Source organism: Siccirubricoccus soli, assembly GCF_024178315.1.
Lineage (GTDB): Bacteria > Pseudomonadota > Alphaproteobacteria > Acetobacterales > Acetobacteraceae > Siccirubricoccus > Siccirubricoccus soli.
In genome coordinates, this window is sequence record NZ_JAMZIK010000082.1 from 1 (window position 1) to 25,993 (window position 25,993).

Genomic DNA, 25,993 nt, shown 5'->3' on the forward strand with positions numbered 1-25,993 from the left:
AGGACCTACCTGAGCCTGTCGTCTCGGCCCAGGAGGCCGAACGCTCCGATCGGGCGGGCGGGGCCAAGTTCTGGTCCCGGCAGGGTTGGCAGCATCGCCGCCAACGGGCTGGAGCCCCCAGCTAATGCGCCGGCCCCGCCCCCGCACCGCGCGGCTTGGCGAGCAGGAAGACCAGCGGCGCCACCAGCAGGAACAGTGCCGCCATCGCCATCAGCACGTCGTTATAGGCCAGCACCAGCGCCTGCTGCTGCACCAGCCCGACCATCCGCTTCAGCGCCGCGAGGTCCGCCTGTTCCGGCTGCGCCAGCCGGACGCCGAGCAGGTCCTGCAGGTTCTGCATCGCCGCGGTGGCGGAAGGCCGGCCGGAACTCACCCCCTCCGCCAGGTGCAGCCGATGTGCCGCGCTGCGGTCCGTCGCCATGGTGTTGATCATCGCCAGGCCGAAGGCGCCGCCCAGGTTCCGCATCAGGTTGTAGAGGCCGGAGGCGTTCTTCAGCCGCTGCGGCGGCAGGGTGCCAAGGGCCACCGTCGTCGTCGGGATCATGACGAACATCATGCCCACGCCGCGCAGCAGCAGCGGGAACCAGAGCTGCTGGGAGCCGGATTGCGTCGTCAGCCGCGCCGTCAGCCACAGCGCCACACCGGTCGTCGCCAGGCCGATGGCCACCAGCACCCGCAGATCCACCCGGCGCGAAAGCTGGCCGATAATGGGGGAGGCGACGAACATGCCGATGCCGGTGAGGAACATGGTCTCGCCGATCTGCAGGCTGTTGTAGCCCCGCACCCGCCCGAGGAAGAGCGGCACCAGATAGACCGATCCGTAGAGCCCGATGCCGAGGATGAAGGCGAAGAGGGCGCCGATGGCGAAGTTCCGGTCCGTATAGGCGCGGAGATCGACGATGGGCTCCGCCGCGGTCAGCACCTGCCAGAAAAAGCCGATCCCGGCCAGCGCCGCCACCACCGCGAAGGTCTTGATGGTGTCGTCCTCCAGCCACTGCCAGCGCGCTCCCTCCTCCAGCACATAATCCAGGCTGCCGAGGAAGACGGCCATCAGCAGCAGGCCAATCAGGTCGAAGCGGCGCAGCAGGCTGCGGTCCGGCTTGTCGATATCCATGGTCAGCCAGACTGTCACCGCGATCAGCGCGCCGATCGGCACGTTGATGAGGAACAACCAGTGCCAGGAGAAGGTCTCGGTCAGCAGGCCGCCGACCGTGGGGCCGATGGTCGGCGCCAGCGTCGCCATCAGGCCGATCAGCACCGTCGCCTTCACCCGCGCCGGGCCAGGGAAGAGCAGGAAGGAGGTGGCGAAGACCGTCGGGATCATCGCCCCGCCCAGGAAGCCCTGCAGCGTCCGCGCCGCCACCATGGCGGGCAGCGATGTGGCGAAGGCGCAGGCGAGGGAGAAGACGGTGAAGCCGGCCGCCGAGAGGGTGAACAGGACCCGCGTTGAGAGCAGGCGGGAGAGGTAGCCGGAGAGCGGGATCATGACGATCTCGGCGATGAGGTAGCTGGTCTGCACCCAGCTTGCCTCGTCCGGGCTGGCGGCGAGCCCCGCCTGGATATCGGCGATGGAGGCGGAGACGATCTGGATGTCCAGGATCGCCATGAACATGCCGAGCACCATGAAGGCGAAGCCGAGCAGGCTCCGGGTGCCGACGGCCCCGAGGCTGCCGGAGGCCGCCGCGGGGGCTGCCAGGCTGGCGCTCATGGCCGTAGGCCGAGCGTCGCGGCCGCCACCGCCCAGACGCCCCGGGGCGCGCTGGGATCATCCCTGGTGTCCACTTCCGCCACGGCGGAAAGACCGGGGCGCAGCAGGGCCGCGGCCGGGTCGTCGAAGCGGATCTTCACCGGCACGCGCTGCACGATGCGGGTGAAGTTCCCCGTCGCATTTTCCGGCGGCAGCAGGCTGAACAGCGCGCCGGTGGCCGGGGCAAGCGAGTCGATATGGGCGCGCAGCTCAGCGCCCGTCACATCCAGGGTGACGGTCACCGGCTGGCCGGGACGCATGCGGGCGAGCTGGGTTTCCTTGAAATTCGCCACCAGCCAGTGCTGCTCCGGCGGCCGTGCCACGGAAATCAGCATCTGCCCCGGTCGCACATGCTGGCCAATTTGCGCGGCGCGATTGCCGGCGACTCCGTCGAAGGGCGCGCGGATCTCGGTATAGGCGAGGCTGCTTTCAGCCAGGGCGAGGGCCGCGCGCGCGCCAATGACCTGGGATTCGGCGCCGGCTGCCTGGGCATCCAGCACCGGCAGGGCGGCGCGGGCGGCGGTGAGGTTGGCCTGGGCCGCGGCCAGCGCCGCTTCCGCCTTGCGCTGGTCGGCCAGGCTGCGTTCCGCCGCCTGCCGGGCCCCGACGCCGCCCACCGCCAGGGTCTCGTAGCGCACCGCATCCTGGGTGGCCCGCACCCGCTCCGCCTCGGCCTGGCGGATGCTGGCCTCCACGGCGGCGATGGTGGCGAGTTGCTGCTGGCGCTGCGCCAGGATGGTGGCCTGCGTCGCCTCGGCGGCGGCCAGGCTGGCGGCGGCGCTGTCACGGCGGGCGCGCCAATCCTGCTGCTCCAGCCGGATCAGCACCTGGCCTGCGGTGACCTGCTGGTTGTCTGCCACCAGGATCTCGGCGACGTCGCCCTCGATGCGGGCGGCCAGGGGCGTGATGTCGCCGGCGAGGTAGGCATTGTCCGTGCTCTCCTGGAAACGTCCGACCTGCCACCACCAATCGCCGCCCAGCGTCGCGGCGCCGAGCAGCACCACCAGGGCGACGGGGCGAAGGCGGCGGAGCAGCCTCCGGCGCGGCGCGGATGGGGGGGCAGCCGGCTGCATCAGCGGCTCGGCAGCGGTTACGGAGGTTTCGGCATTCATGGCGACTGAACCGTTCAGTTCATATGTTGGGAGCATGGAGGAGGCAGCAACGATCCGTCAAGCAGAAACTGAACCGTTCAGTTCAGTCACCGCTTGCACCACCCCCTTCTCGCGCCCAGATTACCGCCATGTCGGACGATCAACGCAGCAGCGAGGCGGTGCCGGAGGCGCGCGGCACCAAGGCGCGCGCCGTATTGGACGCGGCGGCGGAGCTTTTCCTGGCCCAGGGATACGCCGCTGTCAGCATGGACGCCGTGGCGCGCCAGGCCGGCGTCTCGAAGGCCACGCTCTACGCCTATTTCCCCGGCAAGGACGCGCTGTTCCGCGCCGTGATCTCCGAGCGCTGCGAGCGCATGGCGAGGGAGGCGGTGACCGAGCGCGGCCATGACGGGCCGCTGCTGCCGGCGCTGGTGCGGCTGGGCACCGTGCTGCTGCGCTTCCTGATGGCCAAGGAGACGCTCGCCATCTACCGCACCGTGAAGCTGGAGCTGCTGCGGGAGCCGGCACTGGCCGAGATCTTCTACGCCGCTGGGCCGGCCCTTACGCGCAGCCGCCTCGGCGCCTGGATCACCGAGGAGCAGCGCCGCGGCCGCATTCGCCCCGAGGCTGACCCGGCCCGGGCGGCGGTGGATTTCACCGCGCTGCTGCGCGGCGACCTCTGGTTCCGCGCCAGCCTCGGCCTGCCCCCGGCACCGGACGAGGCCGCCATCGCGGCCGAGGCGGCGGCGGCTGCCGAGGTGTTCCTCCGCGCCTATGGCGCGCCGGACCAGCTCCCGTCGCGCTGAGCCGGACCGGTTGTTTCCCGGCGGAGTCGCGGCCGGGCAAGCGGATAAGCGTGAAGCGGTCCGGGGTTCCGGAGGAGTTTCCGGTGCCTCGGGACAGCACGCGAAAAAACTCCGGACACGCCCAAATTTCCGCTTTGCACCCCGGGGCCAGGGGCCTATATGCCGCGCCAGACGCAGTACGCACGTGCCTCTGGCCCCAGGCCCACGGAATCGCGGCACCCCTCCATCAAGGTGCCCACTGAAGCGATCACCGCGGCGCAAGGTTTACGCAACGACGTCAAGCGTTCTGGCAACCCCGTTCGGCGCAAGCCGGGCGGCCCACTCTGGTCGCTGGTTCGTTCGACCGTTTCGTTAATCTGGGGCCACCACCCGGTGCGGGGGTGGTCCTCATTGTCTGAGGAGGTTGGTGCGATGACCCCCAAGGTCGCTCGCTTCCTGCGCGATTCCATGCCGGCGACGCCGTGCCTGGTCCTGGACGTGGATCGCGTCGAGGAAAACTACCGGCGGCTGACGGCGGCGCTGCCCCTTGCCCGCATCTATTATGCCGTGAAGGCCAACCCGGCGGCGCCGATCCTGGAGCGGCTGGTCGGTCTCGGCTCCTCCTTCGATGCGGCGAGCTGGGAAGAGGTCTCCGCCTGCCTGCAGGCCGGTGCCCGTCCTGAGACGATCAGCTACGGCAACACCATCAAGAAGGAGAATGCCATCCGCGCCGCCTATGCGGCTGGCGTGCGCATGTTCGCCTTCGACTCCGAGGCGGAGCTGATGAAGCTCGCCCGCAGCGCCCCCGGTGCGCGCGTCTATTGCCGCATCCTGGTTGGCAATGACGGCGCCGAATGGCCGCTCTCCCGCAAATTCGGCTGCGAGGTGGCGATGGCGAAGGATCTCATGGTCCGTGCCGGCGAGCTCGGCCTCGACCCCTTCGGCATCTCCTTCCATGTCGGCAGCCAGCAGACCAAGACCGCCGCCTATGAGGCGGCGATCGCCAAGGTCGCCATGCTGTTCACCGACCTGAAGGAGGCCGGGGTGAATGTCCGCATGGTCAATCTCGGCGGCGGCTACCCGGTGCGCTACCGGCAGGAAGTGCCGGAGATCGACGATTTCGGCGCGGCCATCATGGGCGCCATGGCGGAGCATTTCGGCAACGCCCTGCCGGAGATCGTCATCGAGCCGGGCCGCTTCATCGTCGGCGATGCCGGGGTGGTGAGCGCCGAGGTCGTGCTCGTCTCCCGCAAGGGCGCCGATGATCCGGTGCGCTGGGTCTACCTGGATATCGGCCGGTTCGGCGGCCTGGCCGAGACCGAGGGCGAGGCCATCAAATACGCCTTCCGCACGCCGCATGATGGCGGGGCGGAAGGCCCGGTGACGATTGCGGGCCCCACCTGCGACAGCACCGATACGCTCTACGAGAAGTCCAACTACCGGCTGCCCTTGGCGCTGGAAAGCGGGGACCGCGTGGAGCTGCTGGCGACGGGGGCCTATGTGACCACCTATGCCAGCCAGAGGTTCAACGGCTTCCAGCCGCTGGCCGAGCACTACCTTTAGGCCCGGGACGCCGCTGCGCGGGCCCGCGGAGGCCCGGGAGTCGCTGGCCGCCCGATGCTTCGTGCAGCCGGCCGCGACAAAGCCGCGACCGGGCACCGGGCGGCCTTGAGGGACGCAGGGTGCCGGCAGCCTGCCGCGGCTTGGTGTCATTCCTTCCGTTCACAGGACTGACGCCGCCGCCTAATCTGGCGCCATGGACGAAATCGACCGGAACATCACCGTCGCCCTGCAGCTCGATGGCAGCGCGGGACTGGCGGAGCTGGCCAAGGTCGCGGGCCTTTCGGTCTCCGCCACCGCGGAACGGGTGAAGCGGCTGGAGGAGCGGGGAGTGATCCGCGCTTGGCGAGCCGATATCGACCCTGCCGCCGCCGGCTGCCCGCTTCTCGTGCACATTCTCGTCACCGTTGCCCCGGGCAAGGATGAGGCCGCCTTCCGAAAGGCGATGAAGAAGCAGGAGGCGGTGCTGGAATGCCACGCCATCACCGGCGACTGGACCTATCTGCTGAAGGTCCGGCTGGCCGACCTGTCGGCGCTGGACGCCTTCCTGAATGACGAGCTGCGCGCCCAGGCAGGCGTGCAGCGGGTGGAGACGCTGCTCGCCATCGCCACGGTGAAGGAGACCTCCATCCTCCCGGTCGCGCCGGCGGACCTCGAGGAATAGGTGGGCAGGGGGCGTGCTCGCCCCCTGCCGGAGCTTCAGCCGCGCGCGATCCAGGGCATCTTGGACGCGGTGATGGTGACGAACTGGATGTTCGCATCCAGCGGCAGGTTCGCCATCATCAGGATGGTGCTGCCGACATGCGCCACGTCGAAGGTCGGCTCCACCTTGATCTCGCCATTGGCCTGCTTCACGCCGCGGGCCATGCGCGCCGTCATCGGCGTGGCCGCATTGCCGATATCGATCTGGCCGGAGACGATGTCGAAGGGCCGGCCATCCAGCGCCAGCGTCTTGGTCAGGCCGGTGATGGCATGCTTGGTGGAGGTATAGGCGACGCTCTCCGGCCGCGGCACATGCGCGCTGATGCTGCCATTGTTGACGATGCGGCCGCCCTGGGGCTGCTGGTTCTTCATGATGCGGAAGGCGGCCTGGGCGCAGAGGAAGCTGCCCGTCAGGTTCACCTGCACCACCCGGGCCCAGTCCTCGTACTTCAAATCCTCGATCGGCCCCGCCGGGACGTTGCCACCGGCATTGTTGAACAGGAAGTCGAGCCGACCCCATTCGGATTTCAGCTTGTCGAACAAGGCGTTGACCGAGCTGGGGTCGCCCACATCGGTCGGCACCGGCACGGCCCTCGGCCCGGCATTGCCGGCCAGGCCGGCGGTCTCGGCCAGCGCATCGGCGCGGCGGCCGGCCAGGGCCACGGTCCAGCCATCCGCCAGCAGGGCCAGGGCGGCGGCGCGGCCGACGCCGGAGCCGGCGCCGGTGACGACTGCGTATTTGCTCATCTCGGGACTCTCCTCAGGAATTCGGGCCGCGCCCGAGGCCGACAGGCTGCCAGCGTTGCAGCGCCGTATTCTGGAGCACGGCCGGATTGACGCAACTCATCGGCCATTTGCCGGAGAGCACCAGGGCCAGCTCATGCCCCACGCGGCGCTTCCGTGCCTCGTCGAACCGGGCGCTGGCGCTGGCGACATGCGCCGTCAGCGTCACATTCTCCATGCGCAGGATGGGGTTGTTGTGGGAAGGCGGCTCGGTCTCGAGCACATCGAGCGCGGCATGGGCGATCCAGCCCTCCTGCAACGCCTTGATCAGCGCGCTCTCATCCACCGTCGGGCCGCGGCCGGTATTCACGAAGATCGCGGTCGGCTTCATCTGGCGGAAATGCTGCTCCTTCAGCATGTGGTGCACCTCCGGCCGCGCCGGGGCATGCATGCTGATGAAATCGGACTGGGTCAGCACCTCGGTCAGCGTCGCCGGCAGCACCCCGTGCTCGGAGATCAGTGTCTCGTCGATGAAGGGGTCATAGGCCATCATGCGCAGGCCGAAGGGGGCGGCGCGCCTGGCCACGGCGCGGGCGACCCGGCCGAAGGAGATGAAGCCGAGAGTCTGGCCCATCAGCCGCGGATATTTGTAGAGGGCGGGGCGGCCTTCCTTCCAGCGGCCGTCGCGGACCAGCTTGTCCTGCTCCACCAGCCGACGGAAACCGGCCAGCAGCAGGGTCATGGCATGGTCCGCCACCTCCTCGATGAAAGTGTCGGGGATGTTGGTCACCGGAATGCCGCGCGCCGTCGCCGCCTTCACATCCACGCTGTCCACCCCGACGCTGCCGAGGGAGATGACGCGGCACTTGGTCAGCCCGTCGATGATCTCCTTGGTGATCGGGATGCCCTTGGCATAGACGGCATCCGCGTCCTTCGCAGCGGCCAGGAAGCCGGCAGCGTCGGTCGGCGCCTCCTCGATGACGGCGTCGAGTCCGGCCAGCGCCTCCATCTCCAGCGCATAGCCGCCAGCGGCGGCGATGGCCGGCGTGACGATGCGGTATTGCGGCATCCCTCAATCTCCCAATGCTGGCGATGCGATTCCGGCCTCCGGCGCTTCCGCGTCTCCGGCCATCGCGTCGCTATTTCGGCGGCCGCGCCCGGATTGCGGCCTCGTTCACCTCGACACCCCAGCCCGGCCCGGTGGGCAGCACCAGCTCGCCATTCTCGATCACCGGCGGGGGCGTGAATTCGTCGCGCCAGGAGACGCTGTCGATGTCGATTTCCATCACCCGGAAATTCGGGATGATGGCGGAGAAATGCGCGCTGATCATCGAGCAGAGGTTGCCGTAGAAATTATGCGGCGCGCAGTTCACCTCATAAACGTCGCAGAGCGAGGCGATCTTCAGCGATTCGCTGAGCCCGTTCCAGATGACGTCCACGATGCCGACATCCATCGCGTAGTGTTCCAGATAGGGCCGGAATTCCCGGCGTCCATGCAGCGTCTCGGCGCTGGCGATGGGGCAGGGGGCCATGCGCTTGATGCTGGCCAGCGCCGGCGCGTCGTGAATGTCGATCTCGAGCCAGGTGAGGTTGAAGGACTCCACGGCGCGGGCGACCTTCTGGAAGCCCTCCGTCCGGAAGTGGAAGTTGGTGTCGAGATGGACATTGAAGTCGGGCCCTACCGCGTCACGGATGGTACGGAGGTGCTGCTGCAGCAGGGACAGGGTCTTGTTGTCCCAGTTCAGCTCCGGCCAGCCGGCATGGCGGCCGAAGCCCGGGGAATACTGGTAGAGCTTGCCGTCCTCGCCGGGGATCAGGATGTTGGTCTTGAGGCCGCGGAAACCCATGGCCTTCACCTCGGCGGCATGGCGCGCCACCTCGTCCCAATCGAGGCAGGGCGGGGTGCCCATATACTTCGAGTTGCGCACCCGGTAGCTGCCGAAATGCGACCAATAGACCGGGATGCGCTCCCGGATCGGGCCGCCGAACAGGGCATAGACCGGGATGCCCCGGGCGCGGGCGGCGATGTCGAGCAGCGCATTCTCAATGGCGGCGATCGCCTGCTGGTTCAGCCCGCCGCGCGATTGCCGCGTCATCACATGCAGCCAGGCCGTCACTTCCTCGAAGCGCCGGGGATCGCGGCCGATGATGAGCGGCGTCAGCCCCTCGATGACCGAGGAGAGTCCGGTGGAGCCGAAGCTTTCATTGTATTCGGACCAGCCGACCAGCCCGTCATCGGTCGTGACCTTGAGGAAGGAGAAAAGACGCCAGCCGGCATCGGCGCGCAGGGTCTCGACCCGGGCGATCTTCATGGGCTTTCTCCGTTCCGTCCCGGGGAGGGAGCGAAGCATGGCCCGCGCCTATCCACAAGCCGCCGCGGCGGGGTAGCCTGCCGCATTCCTGAGGGGAGGGTGGCATGGGCAGGCTCAGCGGCAAGATCGCCTGGGTGACCGGCGCGGGCAGCGGCATCGGCGAGGCGGTGGCGGAGCGATTCGGCGCCGAGGGCGTGGTCACCGTCATCAGCGGCCGCCGGAAGGAGAGGCTGGAGGAGGTGGCAGGGCGGATCGCCGCCAAGGGCGGCACGGCGCATGTGCAGCCGGCCGACCTGACCAAGGCGGAGGAGGTCGGGACAGCCACCGACTGGATCGCCAAGACCTTCGGGCGGCTGGACATCCTGGTGAACAATGCGGGTGTGAATGTGCAGGACCGAAGCTGGGCAAGGCTCGGTCCCAAGGAGATCGACACCCTGATCCAGGGCAACCTCACTTCTGCCTTCTATGTGGCGCAGGCGGTGCTGCCGATCATGCGTGCCCAGGGCGGCGGGGTGATGGTCCACACTGCCTCCATGGCCGGCCGCAATGTGAGCCCGATGAGCGGGCCGGGCTATGGCGCGGCGAAGCACGGGGTGGTGGCGATGAGCCACAGCATCAACATGGAGGAATGCGTCAATGGCATCCGCAGCACGGTGTTCTGCCCGGGCGAGGTGAATACCGAGATCCTGAAGCAACGGCCCAACCCGCTGACGCCGGAGCAACTGGCGCAGATGCTACAACCGGAGGATTGCGCCGACCTCATCGCCTATGCCGCCGCGCTGCCGCCGCATGTGACGATGAACGAGATCTGGCTGACGCCGACCCATAACCGCGGCTATGTCGCCGCGCTGGGCCGGAAGCTGTAAGCCGTCCGCCCTCCCCCGCGACGGGGGAGGGCGCCCCGGACCTATTCCTTCACCGCGCCAGTCAGCGAGGACACGTAGTAGTCCACGAAGAAGGAGTAGAAGATCGCCACCGGCAGGGAGCCGAGCAGGCTGCCCGCCATCAGCGCGCCCCATTGGTAGACGTCGCCGGAGACCAGCTCCGTCAGGATGGCCACCGGCACCGTCTTGCTCTCGCTGCTCTGGATGAAGGCGAGGGCGTAGATGAACTCGTTCCACGACAGCGTGAAGCTGAAGATGCCGGCGGAGATCAGCCCCGGCACCGCCAGCGGCAGGGTGATCTGCCTGAGGATCTGCAGCCGCGTCGCGCCATCGATCAGCGCGCACTCCTCCAGCTCATAGGGGATCGACTTGAAGTAGCCGATCAGCAGCCAGGTGCAGAACGGGATCAGGAAGGTCGGGTAGGTCAGGATCAGCGCCATCGGGCTGTCGAACAGGCCGAGCTGATAGACCATGGTGGCGAGCGGGATGAACTGGATGGAGGGCGGCACGAGATAGGCAAGGTAGATCGCCAGCCCGACATACTGGCTGCCCTTGAAGCGCAGCCGCTGGATGGCATAGGCGGCGAGGGTGCTGGCGATGAGCGAAATGAAGGTCGAGCAGACCGCGACCGTCATCGTCGTCACCAGCCAGCGCGGATAGGCGGTGTTGAACAGCAGGTGCCGGATGTGGTCGAGCGTCGGCGAGCTGATCCAGAAGGGGTTGTAGGTCTTGTAGTCGAACAGCTCGGCATTCGGTTTGAAGGCCGTCAGCGTCATCCAGTAGAAGGGAAACAGCAGGATGATGAGGAAGCAGGCCAGCGGCAGGTAAAGCATCACCATGCGCCGCGCCTTGCTGTCCCAAGCCATGGTTTCTGGCTGGGCGGTGGCGGCATTGCCGGCTGCGGGAGTTGCGACGGCTTCAGTCATTGCCTTCTCCCTGCTGCCATTTGCGCCGCGCCAGGCCGAAATAGCTGAACAGCGTGGCGAAGACGAGGAAGGGGATCATGGAGACGGCGATCGCCGCGCCCTCCCCAAGCTGCCCACCCGGGATGCCGCGCTGGAAGGCGAGGGTCGCCAGCAGATGGGTGGAGTTCACCGGCCCGCCGCGGGTGATGGCGTAGACGAGCTGGAAGTCGGTGAAGGTGAAGATGATGCTGAAGGTCATGACGATGGCCAGGATCGGCAGCAGCATCGGGAAGGTGATGTAGCGGAAGCGCTGCCAGGCGGTGGAGCCGTCGAGCAGCGCCGCCTCGTAAAGCGAGGGCGAGATGGTCTGCAGCCCGGCCAGCAGCGAGATGGCGACGAAGGGAATGCCCCGCCAGACATTGGCCGCGATCAAGGACCAGCGCGCCGGCCAGGCGCTGCCGAGGAAGTCGATATTCGTGCTGCGAACGCCAAGGATATCGACCAGCAGGAAGGAGATGATGGAGAATTGCGGGTCGTAGATCCACCAGAAGGCGATGGCCGAGAGCACGGTGGGCACGATCCAGGGCAGCAGGATGATGGCGCGCAGCAGCGACTTGAACGGCATGTGGTTGTTCAGCAGCAGCGCCAGCCAGAGGCCGAGGGCGAACTTTCCCACCGTCGCGACGCCGGTGTAGAAGACGCTGTAGAACACCGCGTTCCACCACAGCGGGTCTTCCAGCAGATACTCGAAATTCTCGAGCCCCACCCAGATGCCGCGGCGGCCGATGGTGGTGTCCGTGAAGGCTAGCCAGATGCCGAGGCCGAGCGGGTAGGTGAGGAAGACGGTCAGCAGCCCCACCGCCGGCAGCAGGCAGGCGATGACGAGGAAGGGCTTCCACTCGAACAGCCGGACCAGCCAATTCGGCTCCTGGCGGGTCCGGCTCCAGGCAGCGGCGGTGGTGGCGGACATGGCGGGCTCCCTGAAAGGCGGGCGGCGCCGGGCGGCGCCGCCCCCTGGTTCAGCGGCGGAAGATGCGGCGGGCGCGGCGCTCGGCCTCTCGCGCCGCCTGCTCCGGCGTGGCCTGGCCGGAGGCGACCGCGGCGCACATTTGCACCGTGACGTACTCGGCATTGGCCTGGCCGGAGGCCTCGGAGATCGGGCCCTTGTAGCCGTTCCAGAATTTGTTGTTCATGCTGTCGCGGAAGATCGCCACCTTCGGGTCGCTGGTCCACACCGCGCTGGCGCCATAGGCCGCCAGCGGATGGGCCCAGTAGCCGAGATTGGCGATCAGCCAGGGGTCGTACTGCTCCCGCTCCATCATGAATTGCAGGAAGGCCTTCGAGGCGTTCGGGAAGCGGCTGTGCTTGAACACCATGGCGTTCATCGTCAGTGGCGCGCTCGGCCAGCTTCCGGCTTGGCCAAGCGGCATGGTGTCATGCTCGGTGTCCGCGGCGATCGGCGCCGTCGCCGGGTCGCTCTTCAGGGAGAAATAGAGCGAGACGCCGTTCGAGGTCAGCCAGCACTCATTCGCCGCATAGGCGCGGTTGTTGCTGATATCGCCCCAGGACAGGGTGCCGGGGAGGAAGGTGGGGTAGAGCTCCTTCAGGTAGTTCAGCGCCGCGATGGTCTGCGGGCTGTTGATGGAGACCTTGCCCTCCTCATCGGTCAGGGAGGCGCCATGCGACCAGAGCAGCCAATTGGCGAAGCCGTTGCCGTCGCCCACCGCATTGCCCAGCGCGAAGCCGGGCGGCTTGTTCGCCGCCTTCAGCTTCTTGCAGAGGTCGAGGAAGCCTGCCAAGTCCTGCGGCGGCTTCTGGAAGCCGGCCTGGGTGACGGCGGATTTGCGCCAGACCAGCGGCCCGGCGGTGCCGCCGAAGGGCAGGCCGATCCAGTTGTTGGTGCCATGGCGCTTGCCATATTTCTCGCCCACGGCCATCCAGCCGCCATAGCGCTTGCCGAGATATTCAGCGACATCGGTCAGCTCGATCAGCTTCTCGGCGAAGATGTGCGGCGCGTCGCCGAAGCCGATGATGAGGTCCGGCCCGGCGCCGGTATTGGCGGTGACGGCGGTCTGCTGGGTGATGTCCTCCCACCCGACGAAATCGACGCGCACCTGCACGCCGGTCTGCTGGGTGAAGCGGGCGGCATTGGCGCGGAACACATCCTCGTCCGGCTGCACGAAGCGGACCGGGCGCAGCATGCGCAGCGTGGCGCCGGATTCGATCGGCAGGCGCGGGGCAGGCGTATCGGCGGCGGCGATGGGGGCCTGGGCGGAGGCACGGAACGCCGCCAGCGCCGCGGCACCGATGCCGAGCTGCAGTGCCGTGCGGCGGTGAATGATATGCATTGTCTTGGACACTCCCGTAGGTTCTTTTGCTGTAGTTTTTGGTTGGATCAGGCGGCGAGGCGCCGGCCGCTGCCGGCTTCGAACAGGTGCACCAGGCCGAGATCAGGGCTCACATGGATCGTGTCGCCCGGCCCGGCCGAGACGCGCTCACGGAAGGCACAGTTCAGCGGCGTCTCGCCGATGCGGAGGAAGACCTGGGTCTCCGAGCCGGTGGGCTCCACCAGTTGAACCTTGGCCGGGATGCCGTTCGGGTCCAGCCGCATATGTTCCGGCCGGATGCCGTAGGTGCCGGCGCCGTTCTTCGCAGTCGGCGGCAGGGGCAGCACGGCGCCGCCCTCTGCCTCGAACCCTCCATTGCCGATGCGGCCGGGGATCAGGTTCATCGCCGGGCTGCCGATGAAGCCGGCGACGAAGAGATTGGCAGGGTTGTCGTAGAGCTCGAGCGGCGGGCCCACCTGCTCCACATTGCCGGAATTCATCACCACGATCTTGTCGGCCATGGTCATGGCCTCGATCTGGTCATGCGTCACATAAACAGTGGTGACCCTCAGCCGCTGGTGCAGTTCCTTGATCTCGGCCCGCATCTGCACCCGCAGCTTGGCGTCGAGGTTGGAGAGCGGCTCGTCGAACAGGAAGACCTGCGGGTTGCGCACGATGGCGCGGCCCATCGCCACGCGCTGCCGCTGGCCTCCGGACAATTGCCGCGGATAGCGCTGGAGCAACTGCTCCAGACCGAGGATCTTTGCGGCACGGCCGACCTCGGCCTCCATCACCGCGCGCGGCGCCTTGGCCAGCTTCATGGAGAAGGCCATGTTGTCGAACACGGTCATGTGCGGGTAGAGCGCGTAGTTCTGGAACACCATGGCGATGTCCCGGTCCTTCGGTGGGACTTGGTTCACCACGCGGTTGCCGATCGCGATGTCGCCGGCAGTGATGTTCTCGAGACCCGCCAGCATGCGCAGCAGCGTCGATTTGCCGCAGCCGGAGGGGCCGACCAGCACGACGAACTCGCCATCCGCGATATCGACGCTGACGCCGTGCAGCACCTCGACCGGCCCGAAGGCCTTGCGGACGTTCCGGATAGCAACGGACGCCATCTTACCTCCCAGATCGGGCGGCTTGGCGCGCCCGCATTGCCGCCTTGTCCCGGCTCGACGCTAGATTACGGCCATTTTAACGCCGATTTCTGCAACAAATTGCGTCGAAGCCGGCATTCCGGCCTCGCGCGAGCCAGAGCGGGGCGGGCTGAGCCTTGCCCGCCGCACACCCGCCATGCGCTTGATTGCGTGATTCCTGCCCTGCGGCGGAGCCGCCTCCGGGCCATCGCGCGTCAGAGCCGGGAAACCTGCGTTTCCTTGCTGGTGATGAACTCCAGCAGCACCGGGATGCCGGCCTGGGTCTTCTCGATGCCGCGCTTGATGGCGGGCACGATCTCGCTCGGGTCGGTTACCCGCTCGCCATAGCCGCCGAAGGCGCGGGCCATGGCGGCGTAGTCGCCGGAGATGTCGGTGCTGCGGTACTTCTCCGTGCTGACCGGCATGACCTTCAGCTCGATCGCCATGGAGAAATTGTTCAGGAGGATGGACATGATGGGAATGCGCTCGCGCACCGCCGTCTCGAAATCCATGCCGGTAAAGCCGATGGCGGCATCGCCCCAGACATTCATGCAGAGCTTCTCGGGCGCCGCCAGCTTGGCCCCCATGGCGAGGCCGAGCCCGTAGCCGAGCTGCGTGGTCTTGCCCCAGCCGAGATAGGAGAGCGGCGTCGTCGCCTTCCAGAAGGGGGAGATCTGGTCGCGCGGGCTGCCGGCATCATGGGTGATGATGCAATTGTCGCGGTCCACCGTGTGCTGCAGGTCCCAGAGCACGCGGTAGGGGTTGAGCGGCGCATCCTTGCTGGTCAGCTTCGGCATCCACTCCGCCAGCCAGGGCTCCCGCACCGCCTGGATCTCGGCCGCCACCGGCACCGGGTCGCGCGGGCTCGTCACCAGGCTCGCCAACTCCGCGAGCAGCGCGTCCAGCGTCAGGGCGGCGTCGCCGATGAGGCCGAGATCGGCCCGCACATCCTTGTTCAGATGCATCGGGTCCAGGGTGCCGTGAATGATCTTCGGCCCCTTCGGCATCTTCACGCCGAAATTGGTCTCGGTGAAGGAGCAGCCGATGCCGAAGATGACATCCGCCTTGTCGAGGAAATGCCGCACCGGCTTCGAGATGGCGAGGCCGCCCGAGCCGAGGCTCAGCGGATGCTCCTCGTTGAAGGCGCTCTTGCCGCCGAGGCTGGAGGTGACGGGCGCCGCCAGCAGCTCCGCCAGCGCCTTGAGCTGCGGCCAGGCGCGGGCCCAGTGCACGCCGGTGCCGGCATAGATCACCGGCCGCTTGGCCTCCGCCAGCATCCGGGCCGCGCGCTTCACCTCGGCCGGATCCGGGCCGTAGCGCGTCGCCAGCACCGGGGTATAGTCCAGCTCCCCGACCTCCTCGTTCCACATGTCGGAGGGGACTTCCACCAGCACCGGCCCGCCGCGCCCGTTGCGCAGCCGGGTGAAGGCGCGGCGCATGATGTTGCCGACCTCGGCGGCCAGGATCACCGGCTCGGCCGACTTCACCACATGGTGCATCGCCTGGGTGGAGTTGAAATTCGGGTCGATATGCGCGAGGCGCCTGGGATAGCCCATCGGCACCACCAGCACCGGCACGCTCTCCCCATAGGCCTGGGCGACGCCGCCATAGGCGTTCTCGCTGCCCGGCCCGTGCTGCATGCAGAAGGCGCCGATCTTCTGGCCGGAGGTGACGCGGCTGATGGCGTCGGCCATGTGCAGCCCGATGCGCTCCTGCCGCACCATCACCGGGCGGATATCCTTGGCCGCGGCGAATTCGATGAGGTGGTTCACCGGATAGCCGGTGAGAATCTCCACGCCCTCGCGCTTCATGATTTCCGCGATGGCTTCGCCGACCTTCATCGCTTGTCCTCCCACTCGGCGCGCTCGGTTTCTCCGGCACCCGGATTTCCCGCCGAGCCTAGCCTTGTGCGTGCGCCGGGCGCAACCGCCGCCCCGGGGCGTGGGATGGCGGGGGAGGTTTCCGCCGCCGCGCATTGCGCCATACTGCGCCGCAGCACCGGGAGAGGAGAGGGGCTGCGATGCCGCCGAAGATCACCGAGGCCGAGTTCGAGGCGCTGGTCGCCCGGGCCGGGCTCACCCTGACGCCCGCGCAGACATCCGCCATCTACGCCGTCTATGGCGGCGTCGAGGCCTGGCAGGCGGCGATCCGCACCCCCACCCCGGCGCCGGAGGCCGAACCCGCCACCACCTTCTCCGCGGAGCCCGGCCGATGAGCGCGTCCGATCGCCCGAGCGCCGGCGAGGGCGTGAATCGGCCGCGCCAGCATATACCGACGATTGCCGAGGCGGCGAAGCTGATCGCCGCAAGGAAGCTCTCCCCGCTGGAGCTTACCCGGGAATGCCTGGCACGGGCGCATAAGCTTAACGGCACGCTGCACGCCTTCATCCGGCTGACGGAGGAGAGCGCGCTGGCCACGGCGCAGGCGGCCGAGGCGCGCATCGCCAAGGAAGGGCCGCGCGGCAGGCTGGACGGCATCCCCTTCGCCCACAAGGACATCTACGGCACCGCCGGCATCCCGACGACCGGGCATTCCCGCGTGCTGCAGAACCATGTCCCGGCCGAGGATGCAACCACGGTGCGGAAGCTGGCCGAGGCCGGCATCGTCATGCTGGGGAAGCTGGCGACGCATGAATTCGCCTTCGGCGGCCCCTCCTTCGACCTGCCCTGGCCGCCGGCCCGCAATCCCTGGAATCCGGCGCATTTCACCGCCGGCTCCTCCTCCGGCACCGGCGCCGCCGTCGCGGCGGGGATGATCCTGGGTGGGACTGGCTCCGACACCGGCGGCTCCATCCGCGGTCCCGCGGCGCTCTGCGGCATCGCTGGGATCAAGCCCACCTATGGTCTCTGCTCCCGCGCCGGGGTGCTGCCGTTGGCGCAGTCGCTGGACCATACCGGGCCGATGGCCTGGACCGCCGAGGATTGCGCCATCCTCCTCCAGGCCATGGCCGGCCACGACCCGGCCGACCCGGCCAGTGCCAACCGTCCCGTGCCGGACTTCACCGCCGAGCTGGGCAAAGGGGTGAAGGGGCTGCGCATCGGCGTCATCCGCCACTTCCACGAGACGGACATGCCGGTCAGCCCCGCCACGCTGAAGGGCATCAACGACGCCGCGGCCTTCTTCAAGGCCGAGGGCGCCGAGGTGGTGGATGTCACCCTGCCGCCGCTCGCCGAGTACAACGCCCCCGGCTGGATCATCCTGCTGACCGAGGCCTATGCGGTGCATGAGGCCTGGATGCAGCGCGACCAGAGCCTCTATGGCCAGTTGTTGCGCGACCGGCTGGTGCTGGCCGCCACCCTCTCGGCGGCCGACTACATGCAGGCGCAGCGGAAGCGCCGGGCGCTGATCGCCGCCACGGAGGCGGCGACGGCCGGGGTGGACATCCTGCTCACCGCCGCCCAGCCGGGCGAGGCGGCGAAGATCGAGGAGGTGCCGGGTTGGGCCTTCCTCGAAAAGCCCAATTTCACCATCCCCTTCAACGTCACCGGCTGGCCCGGGCTTACGCTTTGCACCGGCTATGGCGCAGGCGGGCTGCCGGTGGCCTTGCAGCTCATCGGCAAGCCCTTCAGCGAGCCGACGCTGTTCCGCGCCGGCGACCACTACGAGAAGGCGCACACTTGGCGCGCGAAGCGCCCGGAGATGGTGGCATGACCGTGTTGCTCCCTGCCCCCGAGGCCCGGCCCCCCGCCCGCATGGTCGGCGGCCGCCTGCCCATCCTCGACGCTGCGCCCTTCCTGCGCGGCGAATCGGGCGCGCTCGAGGTCCTGGCGGCCGAGCTGCGCTTCGCCCTGGAGAATGTCGGCTTCTACCTGCTGGCCGGCCACGGCATCGAGGACAAGCTGATCGAGGAGACCTACGCCGCCTCGAAGCGCTTCCACGCCCAGCCGGTCGAGGAGAAGCTGAAGATCCGGATCAATGAGCACAATCTCGGCTATATGCCGATGCGCGGCTCGCTGAACCGCACCAGCGCCTACAACCCGAACGGCAAGCCGAGCGTCAACGAGGCTTTCTTCCTCCGCCGCCAGCGCATGCCCGATGACCCCGACGTCATCGCCAACAAGCCGCTGCGTGGGCTGAACCAGTGGCCGGAGGGGATGCCGGGCTTCCGCGAGGACTGCCTGCGCTACATGGACCGCATGATGCGCCTCGGGCAGAGCCTGGTACCGGTCTATGCCCGTGCCCTGGGCCTGGTGCCGGACTACTTCGAGAAAGCCTTCGCCCTGCCGAACCTGATCCTCCGCCTCACCCATTACCCGGCGGTGGAGGGCTTCCAGGAGGGCGAGTTCAGCATCGCCCCGCATACCGATAGCGGCTTCATGACGCTGCTGCCGGCCAATCCGGTGGACGGGCTTTCGGTGCATCTGCCGGACGGCACCTGGTTCGACATTCCCCATGTCCCCGGCACCTACACGGTGAATAGCGGGGACATGCTGCACCGCTGGACCAACGAGGTCTTCCTCTCCACCCCGCACCGGGTGCGCAATGTCAGCCCGGCGGCGCGCTACGCCATTCCCTTCTTCTTCGATCCCCACCCGGATACGATGATCGAGGCGCTGCCGAGCTGCGTCGGGCCGGACCGACCGGCGAAGCACCCGCCCATCCTGTTCGACGACTACATCATCTGGTTCGCGCGCAAGAACTACGTCCACCAGCAGAAGGACGCGGCGGCCTGAGCCTCTGCCGTGCGGCCCGACCATCCGGCCGCACGGCCCTTCCTGGCCTTCGCCGCGCATTCTACAGGGCCCGGGCATGAGCGACGGCGAGTGGGAAGCCTGGATGGCGGCGGCACAGGCGGGGGATTCCCGCGCCTATGACCGCCTGCTGCGCGCCGCCCTGCCGCTGCTGCGCGGCGTCGCGCGCCGCCGCATCCGCGACCCGGCGGAGGCGGAGGATGCGGTGCAGGACGCGCTGCTGACGATTCACCGGCTGCGCGACACCTACGACCCCGCCCGGCCCCTCAAGCCCTGGCTCATCGCCATCACGGAACGCCGGGCCATCGACCGGCTTCGCCGCTCCTCCCGCCGCGCCGGGCGGGAATCGGCGATCGATGAATTCGGGGAAACCTTGCCCGACCCTCTGGCGAATCAGGGGGAGGCGAAGGTGGCGGCGGCGGAGCTGCGTTCGGCCGTCGCCGCCCTGCCGGAGGCGCAGCGGACGGCGCTCGGCCTCGCCAAGCTGCAAGATTTGCCGCTTGCCGAGGCGAGCGCCCGCTCCGGCATGTCGATCGGGGCGCTGAAGGTGGCGACGCACCGGGCGGTGAAGGCGCTCAGGAAGCGCCTCGGCGGGGAGGAGTAGGGTGCGGAGCGAGGATCTGATCGGCCAGCTGACCGCCGATCTCACCCCGGTGCGGCGCATGGCCCCGCCCGGCTGGCAGGCGCTGCTCTGGCTGGCGCTGGCGGCGGCGGCCATCGGATTGTGCGTGCTGGCCATCGGCCTCCGGCACGATCTGCAGGCGCGGATGGCGCTGCCCTTCGAGCTCGGGCAGTGGCTGGCGTCGGTCGCCACCGGCATCTGCGCCGCCCTGGCCGCTGCCATGCTGGCCCGGGCGGACCGGTCGGCCGCCTGGGGCCTGCTGCCGCTGCCGCCGCTGGTGCTCTGGCTGGCCAGTCTCGGCTGGGGATGCCTGGCGGATATCGTCCGGCTCGGCCCCATCGAGGGCCAGCTCGAGACCTCCTGGGGCTGCCTGCGCTTCACCCTGCTGCTGGGGGCGCCGCTGACCGCGGCGCTGCTGCTGCTGCTGCGCCATGCCGGGCCGGTGCGGCCGCGGCCGGTGCTGCTGCTCGGCGCCCTGGCCTCGGCGGCGCTCTGCTCGGCGGGGCTGACGCTCTTCCACCATCTGGATGCGGCGGTGATGGTGCTGCTCTGGCACAGCGGCGCGGCGCTGGTGCTGCTGGGCCTGGTCAGCCTGTTCGGCGACCGGCTGCTGATGCGTGCGCCGGGTTCGGGATAGATCCCGCTCCCGGCCGCGCGGCCGGATAGGTCAGCGCAAGATGCGGCAGGCGGGGCGGCCCGATCCATGCCACACAGCCTTATGGACATTGCCGAACGCATTGCCGCACTGGACTGGACGCATCTGGCCGGGGAGATGGACCGCTACGGCGCCGCCGCCCTCGGTCCCCTGCTGCGGCCGGAGGAATGCGCCGCCCTGGCCGCGCTCTACGGGCAGGAGGAAGGGTTCCGCAGCCGCATCGTCATGGCCCGCCATGGCTTCGGCCAGGGCGAGTACAAATACTTTGCCGCCCCGCTGCCGGCCCCGGTGGCGGCGCTGCGGGAGGCGCTCTATCGCCGCCTGGCGCCCATCGCCAATGGCTGGGCCGAGCGGCTGGGCGAGGCGCGGCGTTACCCGCCGGAGCTCGCCGACTTCCTGGCCGAATGCCATGCCGCGGGGCAGTGCCGGCCGACGCCGCTGCTGCTGCGCTACGGGCCGGGCGACTATAATTGCCTGCACCAGGACCTTTATGGCCCGCTGGTCTTTCCGCTGCAGGTGGCGGTGCTGCTTTCGGCCCCCGGTGAGGAGTTCCAGGGCGGCGAATTCGTCCTGACGGAGCAGCGCCCCCGCATGCAGTCCCGCGCCGAGGTGGTGCCGCTGCGCCAGGGGGAGGCGGTAGCCTTCGCCGTCCATCATCGCCCGGTGCAAGGCACGCGCGGCACCTACCGTGTCACCCTGCGCCATGGCGTCAGCCGCCTCCGCGCCGGCCAGCGCTTCACCCTGGGTGTAATCTTCCACGACGCAGCCTGAATTGAGCCCCTTGGCAACCCGGCTGCCCGTTGCCCTGACGCGGCCTTGCCGCGCCAGGCTGTGCCATGCGCCGCTCATCGAGCGCTTTCCGGGGCCCACCATGGCGTTGCGCAGCAACGTCATGGGGAACTCAGCATCCGGTGATCCGGCCGGAGGCGATGCAGTCCTGGTAGCTCATCGCCCGGTGCAGGGCAGGGAAGAGCAGGTACCCGCCCCCCAGCACGGCCAGGATGACGATCAGCGCGATGACGGGCAGCAGGTCGCGGCGTGGGGGAGGCGGCATGGGAGGGCCAAGCTGTGGCGGAAGCCGGGCGAGGGCAAGGCACCTTCTTCCCCTGGCCCGCCACCCTGATTAGGGTCGCGCCGAAGCATCCAGGGGAACGCCATGCCGGACCAAGCCGCGCCAGGCAGCAGCAACGCCACCGTCGCCCTTCGCCTTGCCGAAGCCTTTCGCCGCCATGGCGTCACCCTGACCTTTGGCCAGAGCCTGCCCAGCGCCTTCCACCTGGCGGCGCCGCATGTGGGAATCGAGCAGAAGGTCTATCGCCAGGAGAATGCCGGCGGGACCATGGCGGATGGCTATGCCCGCATCTCCCGCAAGGTGGGCGTGGTCACCGCCCAGAACGGCCCCGCTGCCACCCTGCTGGTGCCGCCGCTGGCCGAGGCGCTGAAGGCCAGCATTCCCATCGTCGCCCTGGTGCAGGAGGTGACGCGCGACGCCACCGACCGCAACGCCTTCCAGGAGTTGGACCACCTCAACATGTTCGCCCCCGTGGCGAAATGGGTCCGCCGGATCGACCGCGCCGACCGGCTCGACGACTATGTGGACATGGCCTTCACCGCCGCCACCTCCGGCCGGCCGGGCCCTGCCGTGCTGCTGACGCCGGCCGATCTGCTGACCGAGGCGGCGGCGCCTATCTCCTCCCTGCTGCGGCCGCGGCAGCTTTCGCTGGGCGAGGCGCCGCTGGACCGGGTGCTGGCCGACCCCGCCGCCATCGCCCTGGCGGCCGATGCGCTGGCCAGCGCCAAGCACCCGCTGGTGGTCGCCGGCGGCGGCGTGCACCTCTCCGGCGCGGTGGCCGAGCTGGCAGTGCTGCAGGAGGTGGCGCATCTTCCCATCGCCACCACCGTCATGGGCAAGGGCAGCGTGGCGGAGACGCATCCGCTGACCCTCGGCGTCATCGGCTATGTAATGGGGCAGGGGGCGCGCACCCAGGCGCTGCGTCCCATGGTGGACCGCGCCGATCTGGTGCTGCTGGTCGGCAACCGCACCAACCAGAACGGCACCGATAGCTGGAAGCTGTTCCAGCCCGGCACGCGCTTTATCCATCTGGACCTCGACCCGATGGAGGTCGGCCGGAATTACGAGGCGATGCGGCTGGTGGGCGATGCCAAGCTCACCCTGGCGGCGCTGACCGAGGCGCTGAAATCGCGCGACCTCTCTGCCCGCGCCGCCGCCCGCCCGGCGCTGGAGGCGGAGATCGCCGCCGGCATCGCCACCTGGAAGCGGACCATCGCCGGCATCACCACCCGCGACGCCAAGCTGCCACGGCCGGAGCGGCTGATGGCAGAGCTGGATGCGCTCCTCGGGCCGGAGGACATCGTCGTCGCCGATGCCTCCTACTCCTCCATCTGGATCGCGAATTACCTGACGGCGCGGCGGCCGGGGCAGCGCTTCCTCACCCCGCGCGGCATTGCCGGCCTCGGCTGGGGCCTGCCCATGGCCATCGGCGCGCAGATCGCCGCCCCCGATGCGCGCGTGGTCTGCCTCTGCGGCGATGGCGGCTTCGGCCATAGCTGGGCGGAGCTGGAGACGCTGCGGCGGATGGAGCTGCCGGTGACGCTGCTGGTGCTGAACAACGGCATCCTCGGCTACCAGAAGCATGCCGAGGAGGTGAAATTCGGCGAGCACACCATCGCCGTGAACTTCACCGCCGTGGACCACGCCGCCATCGCCCGCGCCTGCGGCGTGGAGGGGGTGCGGGTGGAGGCGAGCGGCGCGATTCGCGGCGCGCTGGAGGCGGCGCTGGCCTCGCCGAAGCCGGTGCTGATCGACATGGTCACCGACCCCGACGCGAAGCCGCCCATCTCCTTCTACGCCGGCCATTACCCGGAGCCGTTTTGATTGGTCCCCATGACGTTGCTGCGCAACGCCCTGGGGGCCCCGGAGGCGCTCGATGATCAGCGCCTCGCACAGCCTGCCGTGGCAAAGCCACGGCAGGACAGCAGGCGGTCCGGTTCATTGAAGGAAGTCCCAGGATGCTGGCGTTGCGCAAAACTCGGCCGGAATTCGGGCTGGAGTTCCAGGAAATCCCGGACGCCCCGCCGCCCGGTCCGGCCGAGGTGGTGGTGCGGGTGGAGGCGGCCGGGATCTGCGGCTCCGACGTCCATGCCTATGAATGGACCGCGGGCTATGAGTTCATGGTCCCGCACCTGCCCCTGACCATGGGCCATGAATTCGCCGGCACCATCAGCCGCAACGGCACCGGCTCGGGCTTCGCCGAGGGCGACCGGGTCGCCGTCATCCCCTTCGTCTTCTGCGGCCATTGCGCCAATTGCCGCAGCGGCGAGACGCGCAATTGCCTGAAGCGGGAGACCATCGGCCTGACCCGGGATGGCGGCTTCCAGGCGGAGGTCCGCATCCCCTCCCGCTGCTGCGTCGCCATCCCGCCTCAGCTCGACATGGAGGTGGCGGCGCTGGCCGAGCCCCTTGGCGTGGGCGCGGAGGCGGTGCTGACCGCGGAGGTCGGGTTGGGCGATACGGTGCTGGTACTGGGGCCGGGCACCATCGGCCAGGCCATCGCCCTCTTCGCCCGGCTGGCCGGCGCGGCGCGGGTCATCATCGCCGGCCGCGCCGATGCGCCACGCTTCGAGGTGCTGAAGGCGCTCGGCTTCGCCGATCTGGTGGATGTGGCGGAGGGACCGCTGGCTGAGCAGGTGCTGGCGCTCACCGGCGGCCGCGCCGTGGATGTGGTGCTGGAGGCGACCGGGGTGCCGGCCACGCTGAACGAGGGCATGGCCGTGCTGAAGAAGGGCGGCGTCATCGTCGCCGCCGGCATCCATGCCGAGGCGCTGACCCTGCCGCTGACCAATTTCGTCCGCATGCGCCACCAGCTCCGCGCCACCCATGGCGCGGAGCGCCGCACCTGGGACCGGGTGCTGGCGCATCTCGGCGCAACGCCGGAGGCCTTCCGCCCGATGATCACCCACCGCCTGCCGCTGGAGCGCGGGCTGGAAGGCTTCGAGCTCGCCCGCCAGCGCGCGGCGAGCAAGGTGATCCTCTCCCCCTCCGTCGCCTGAGGGGATGAGGCCGATCTTCCTTCCCCGCCTGCGGGGGAGGGCAGGGGCGGGGGCTTCCTCCGCCTTGCAAACCCGCCGCCAGCCACCCCGCCAGCGGGGGAGGGGATGAGGACCAGCCCATGAGCAACCAGAATCGCGTGGCCCTGATCACCGGCGCCGGACGCGGCATCGGTGCCGCAATCGCCACCAAATTCGCCGCCCTGGGCCATCCCGTGGCCGTCGCCGATGTCATCCCCGAGCGGGAGGCGGTGGCCGAGGCGATCCGCGCCGCGGGCGGCCAGGCCCGCGCAATCGCCCTGGACGTGGCGGATGACGCGGCCGTGGCCAACCTGCCCTCCCTGCTCGGCGACTGGTGGGACCGCCTCGGCATCCTGGTGAACAATGCCGGCATCTCCCCCAAAGGGCCGGACGGCAAGGCGCGGAAGATCCGCGACATGCCCGCCGAGGAATGGCGCCGGGTGCTGGCGGTGAACCTCACCGGCGCCTTCCTCGTCTCCCAGGCCTGCATCGCGCCGCTGCGGGCCCGCCGCTGGGGCCGCGTCATCATGCTCACCAGCCAGGCCGCGCGGGCGAAGAGCCAGATCGCCGGCGCGCATTACGCCGCGGCCAAATCCGGCCTCATGGGCTTCGCCCGCAGCCTGGCGACGGAGCTCGGCCCGGACGGCATCACGGTGAACTCCATCGCCCCTGGCCGGATCGACACGCCGATGTCCCGCGGCACCACCGATGCCGCCAATGCCGCCTTCCTGGCCCAGGTGCCGGTCGGCCGGGTCGGGACGCCGGAGGATGTGGCGGAGGTGGCGGCCTTTCTCGCCTCCGATGCCGCCTCCTACCTCAATGGCGCCACCCTCGATGTTGGCGGCGGCAGCTTCATGCCCTGATCTGCGACGCGGATAAGCGCGCCGTCAGCCCCGGCCATGCGACTGTCATCCCGCCCGCCGTGCCCGGCGGCCGGCCGGGATGCACCCTTCCTTGACTCCCCCCTTCCGGCGGGCTTCAACCCGCAGGAGTCCAACCCAGGCGGACCTCCCCTTGAGCAGCTCCATGGCGAAGAACAAGTCGGGCGGCTGGCTCGAGAGCGTGAAGACGATCCTCTATGCCGGGCTGATCGCCATCGGCATCCGCACCATCGCCTTCGAGCCCTTCAACATCCCCTCCGGCTCCATGATCCCGACCCTGCTGGTGGGGGACTACCTCTTCGTCTCGAAATATTCCTACGGCTATTCCCGCTACTCCATGCCGCTCGGGCCCAACCTGTTCTCCGGGCGCATCTTCGGCAGCCTGCCGGAGCGCGGCGACGTGGCGGTGTTCAAGCTGCCGCGCGACCCCAGCCAGGATTACATCAAGCGCATCATCGGCCTGCCGGGGGACCGCATCCAGGTGCGCAACGGCGTCCTGCACGTGAACGGCCAGCCGGTGAAGCGGGAGCTGGTGGGGCCCTCAAATCTCGACCGCTGCTACGGCACGGACGGGCCGAAGCTCTACCGGGAGACGCTGCCGGAAGGCCGGGTGCACGCCATCCTCGAATGCTCGGACAATTATGGCCGGGCGGACAACACGGATGAGTACCGGGTGCCGCAGGGCTATGTCTTCGGCATGGGCGACAACCGGGACAACAGCCAGGACAGCCGCTTTCCTGAAGTCGGCTTCATCCCGCTGGAGAATCTGGTTGGCCGGGCGGAGTTCATCTTCTTCTCCATCGATGGCTCTGCGGCCTGGTGGGAGGTGTGGGGCTGGCCGATGGCGATCCGCTGGTCGCGCCTGTTCTCCGCCATCCGTTGA

Annotated in this window: 25 protein-coding genes; 14 read left to right on the top strand and 11 right to left on the bottom strand. The window is 68.9% G+C overall.

Annotated features, from left to right (window positions below; all coding sequences use genetic code 11):
• Window positions 1-121 precede the first annotated feature (121 nt).
• Together NJ376_RS13175 and NJ376_RS13180 are read right to left on the bottom strand one after the other, a co-directional pair.
• Window positions 122-1,708 (bottom strand): DHA2 family efflux MFS transporter permease subunit, encoded by a 1,587-nt coding sequence (locus NJ376_RS13175; RefSeq protein ID WP_252953731.1) that lies wholly within the window; start codon window positions 1,706-1,708, stop codon window positions 122-124.
• Complete coding sequence (locus NJ376_RS13180) at window positions 1,705-2,820, bottom strand: HlyD family secretion protein (RefSeq protein ID WP_252953732.1); 1,116 nt, start codon at window positions 2,818-2,820, stop codon at window positions 1,705-1,707. Before NJ376_RS13180 ends, NJ376_RS13175 begins: the two co-directional genes overlap by 4 nt.
• 167 nt (window positions 2,821-2,987) lie before the next feature.
• Between NJ376_RS13180 and NJ376_RS13185 the strand changes: the two genes are divergently transcribed.
• The 3 genes from NJ376_RS13185 (at window position 2,988) to NJ376_RS13195 (ending at window position 5,847) form a co-directional block, all read left to right on the top strand.
• On the top strand, window positions 2,988-3,644 hold the full coding sequence (locus NJ376_RS13185) for a TetR/AcrR family transcriptional regulator (RefSeq protein ID WP_252953733.1): 657 nt from the start codon (window positions 2,988-2,990) through the stop codon (window positions 3,642-3,644).
• Window positions 3,645-4,055: 411 nt separating this feature from the next.
• Entirely contained in the window at window positions 4,056-5,186 is a 1,131-nt protein-coding gene (locus NJ376_RS13190) for a type III PLP-dependent enzyme (protein WP_252953734.1), read from the top strand.
• A 193-nt stretch (window positions 5,187-5,379) separates the two neighbouring features.
• Complete coding sequence (locus NJ376_RS13195) at window positions 5,380-5,847, top strand: Lrp/AsnC family transcriptional regulator (RefSeq protein WP_252953735.1); 468 nt, start codon at window positions 5,380-5,382, stop codon at window positions 5,845-5,847.
• 35 nt (window positions 5,848-5,882) lie between these two features.
• Here the strand turns inward: NJ376_RS13195 and NJ376_RS13200 are convergent, their stop codons facing one another.
• From NJ376_RS13200 to NJ376_RS13210, 3 genes are all read right to left on the bottom strand, one after another.
• Complete coding sequence (locus NJ376_RS13200; RefSeq protein ID WP_252953736.1) at window positions 5,883-6,632, bottom strand: SDR family oxidoreductase; 750 nt, start codon at window positions 6,630-6,632, stop codon at window positions 5,883-5,885.
• 13 nt (window positions 6,633-6,645) lie between these two features.
• Window positions 6,646-7,677 (bottom strand): C-terminal binding protein, encoded by a 1,032-nt coding sequence (locus NJ376_RS13205; protein ID WP_252953737.1) that lies wholly within the window; start codon window positions 7,675-7,677, stop codon window positions 6,646-6,648.
• 70 nt (window positions 7,678-7,747) lie between these two features.
• Window positions 7,748-8,959 (bottom strand): mandelate racemase/muconate lactonizing enzyme family protein, encoded by a 1,212-nt coding sequence (locus NJ376_RS13210; protein ID WP_305879982.1) that lies wholly within the window; start codon window positions 8,957-8,959, stop codon window positions 7,748-7,750.
• A 65-nt stretch (window positions 8,960-9,024) separates the two neighbouring features.
• Between NJ376_RS13210 and NJ376_RS13215 the strand changes: the two genes are divergently transcribed.
• Window positions 9,025-9,786, top strand: a complete 762-nt coding sequence (locus NJ376_RS13215; RefSeq protein ID WP_252953739.1) for an SDR family oxidoreductase — start codon at window positions 9,025-9,027, stop codon at window positions 9,784-9,786.
• Between the two features lie 41 nt (window positions 9,787-9,827).
• Here NJ376_RS13215 and NJ376_RS13220 read toward each other — a convergent pair whose 3' ends face one another.
• The 5 genes from NJ376_RS13220 to NJ376_RS13240 all read right to left on the bottom strand — a co-directional run bounded on the left by NJ376_RS13220 (window position 9,828) and on the right by NJ376_RS13240 (window position 16,013).
• Entirely contained in the window at window positions 9,828-10,730 is a 903-nt protein-coding gene (locus tag NJ376_RS13220; protein WP_252953740.1) for a carbohydrate ABC transporter permease, read from the bottom strand.
• Complete coding sequence (locus NJ376_RS13225; RefSeq protein ID WP_252953741.1) at window positions 10,723-11,679, bottom strand: carbohydrate ABC transporter permease; 957 nt, start codon at window positions 11,677-11,679, stop codon at window positions 10,723-10,725. The genes NJ376_RS13220 and NJ376_RS13225 overlap by 8 nt, the downstream gene beginning before the upstream one ends.
• Before the next feature lie 49 nt (window positions 11,680-11,728).
• Entirely contained in the window at window positions 11,729-13,057 is a 1,329-nt protein-coding gene (locus NJ376_RS13230) for an ABC transporter substrate-binding protein (protein ID WP_252953742.1), read from the bottom strand.
• A 47-nt stretch (window positions 13,058-13,104) separates the two neighbouring features.
• The gene (locus NJ376_RS13235; protein ID WP_252953743.1) at window positions 13,105-14,154 is read right to left on the bottom strand and encodes an ABC transporter ATP-binding protein; all 1,050 of its coding nucleotides are present in this window, start codon (window positions 14,152-14,154) and stop codon (window positions 13,105-13,107) included.
• Between the two features lie 233 nt (window positions 14,155-14,387).
• Complete coding sequence (locus tag NJ376_RS13240) at window positions 14,388-16,013, bottom strand: thiamine pyrophosphate-requiring protein (protein WP_252953744.1); 1,626 nt, start codon at window positions 16,011-16,013, stop codon at window positions 14,388-14,390.
• A gap of 179 nt (window positions 16,014-16,192) precedes the next feature.
• Between NJ376_RS13240 and NJ376_RS13245 the strand changes: the two genes are divergently transcribed.
• From NJ376_RS13245 to NJ376_RS13270, 6 genes are all read left to right on the top strand, one after another.
• Window positions 16,193-16,387, top strand: a complete 195-nt coding sequence (locus NJ376_RS13245) for a hypothetical protein (RefSeq protein ID WP_252953745.1) — start codon at window positions 16,193-16,195, stop codon at window positions 16,385-16,387.
• Window positions 16,384-17,823 (top strand): amidase, encoded by a 1,440-nt coding sequence (locus tag NJ376_RS13250; protein ID WP_252953746.1) that lies wholly within the window; start codon window positions 16,384-16,386, stop codon window positions 17,821-17,823. The genes NJ376_RS13245 and NJ376_RS13250 overlap by 4 nt, the downstream gene beginning before the upstream one ends.
• Window positions 17,820-18,845, top strand: coding sequence for an isopenicillin N synthase family dioxygenase (locus NJ376_RS13255; protein ID WP_252953747.1), 1,026 nt, complete (start codon window positions 17,820-17,822; stop codon window positions 18,843-18,845). The genes NJ376_RS13250 and NJ376_RS13255 overlap by 4 nt, the downstream gene beginning before the upstream one ends.
• Window positions 18,846-18,921: 76 nt before the next feature.
• Window positions 18,922-19,467 (top strand): RNA polymerase sigma factor, encoded by a 546-nt coding sequence (locus NJ376_RS13260; RefSeq protein WP_252953748.1) that lies wholly within the window; start codon window positions 18,922-18,924, stop codon window positions 19,465-19,467.
• A 1-nt stretch (window position 19,468) separates the two neighbouring features.
• Complete coding sequence (locus tag NJ376_RS13265) at window positions 19,469-20,122, top strand: NrsF family protein (protein WP_252953749.1); 654 nt, start codon at window positions 19,469-19,471, stop codon at window positions 20,120-20,122.
• Between the two features lie 66 nt (window positions 20,123-20,188).
• Window positions 20,189-20,911 (top strand): 2OG-Fe(II) oxygenase, encoded by a 723-nt coding sequence (locus NJ376_RS13270; protein WP_252953750.1) that lies wholly within the window; start codon window positions 20,189-20,191, stop codon window positions 20,909-20,911.
• A 130-nt stretch (window positions 20,912-21,041) separates the two neighbouring features.
• Here NJ376_RS13270 and NJ376_RS13275 read toward each other — a convergent pair whose 3' ends face one another.
• The gene (locus NJ376_RS13275; protein ID WP_252953751.1) at window positions 21,042-21,194 is read right to left on the bottom strand and encodes a hypothetical protein; all 153 of its coding nucleotides are present in this window, start codon (window positions 21,192-21,194) and stop codon (window positions 21,042-21,044) included.
• Between the two features lie 102 nt (window positions 21,195-21,296).
• Here NJ376_RS13275 and NJ376_RS13280 point away from each other — a divergent pair, with 102 nt between their 5' ends.
• The 4 genes from NJ376_RS13280 to lepB all read left to right on the top strand — a co-directional run bounded on the left by NJ376_RS13280 (window position 21,297) and on the right by lepB (window position 25,993).
• Entirely contained in the window at window positions 21,297-23,036 is a 1,740-nt protein-coding gene (locus NJ376_RS13280) for an acetolactate synthase catalytic subunit (protein WP_252953752.1), read from the top strand.
• 134 nt (window positions 23,037-23,170) lie between these two features.
• On the top strand, window positions 23,171-24,211 hold the full coding sequence (locus NJ376_RS13285; RefSeq protein WP_252953753.1) for a zinc-dependent alcohol dehydrogenase: 1,041 nt from the start codon (window positions 23,171-23,173) through the stop codon (window positions 24,209-24,211).
• 119 nt (window positions 24,212-24,330) lie between these two features.
• Window positions 24,331-25,092, top strand: coding sequence for an SDR family oxidoreductase (locus NJ376_RS13290; RefSeq protein WP_252953754.1), 762 nt, complete (start codon window positions 24,331-24,333; stop codon window positions 25,090-25,092).
• Between the two features lie 163 nt (window positions 25,093-25,255).
• Entirely contained in the window at window positions 25,256-25,993 is a 738-nt protein-coding gene (gene lepB, locus NJ376_RS13295) for a signal peptidase I (protein ID WP_252953764.1), read from the top strand.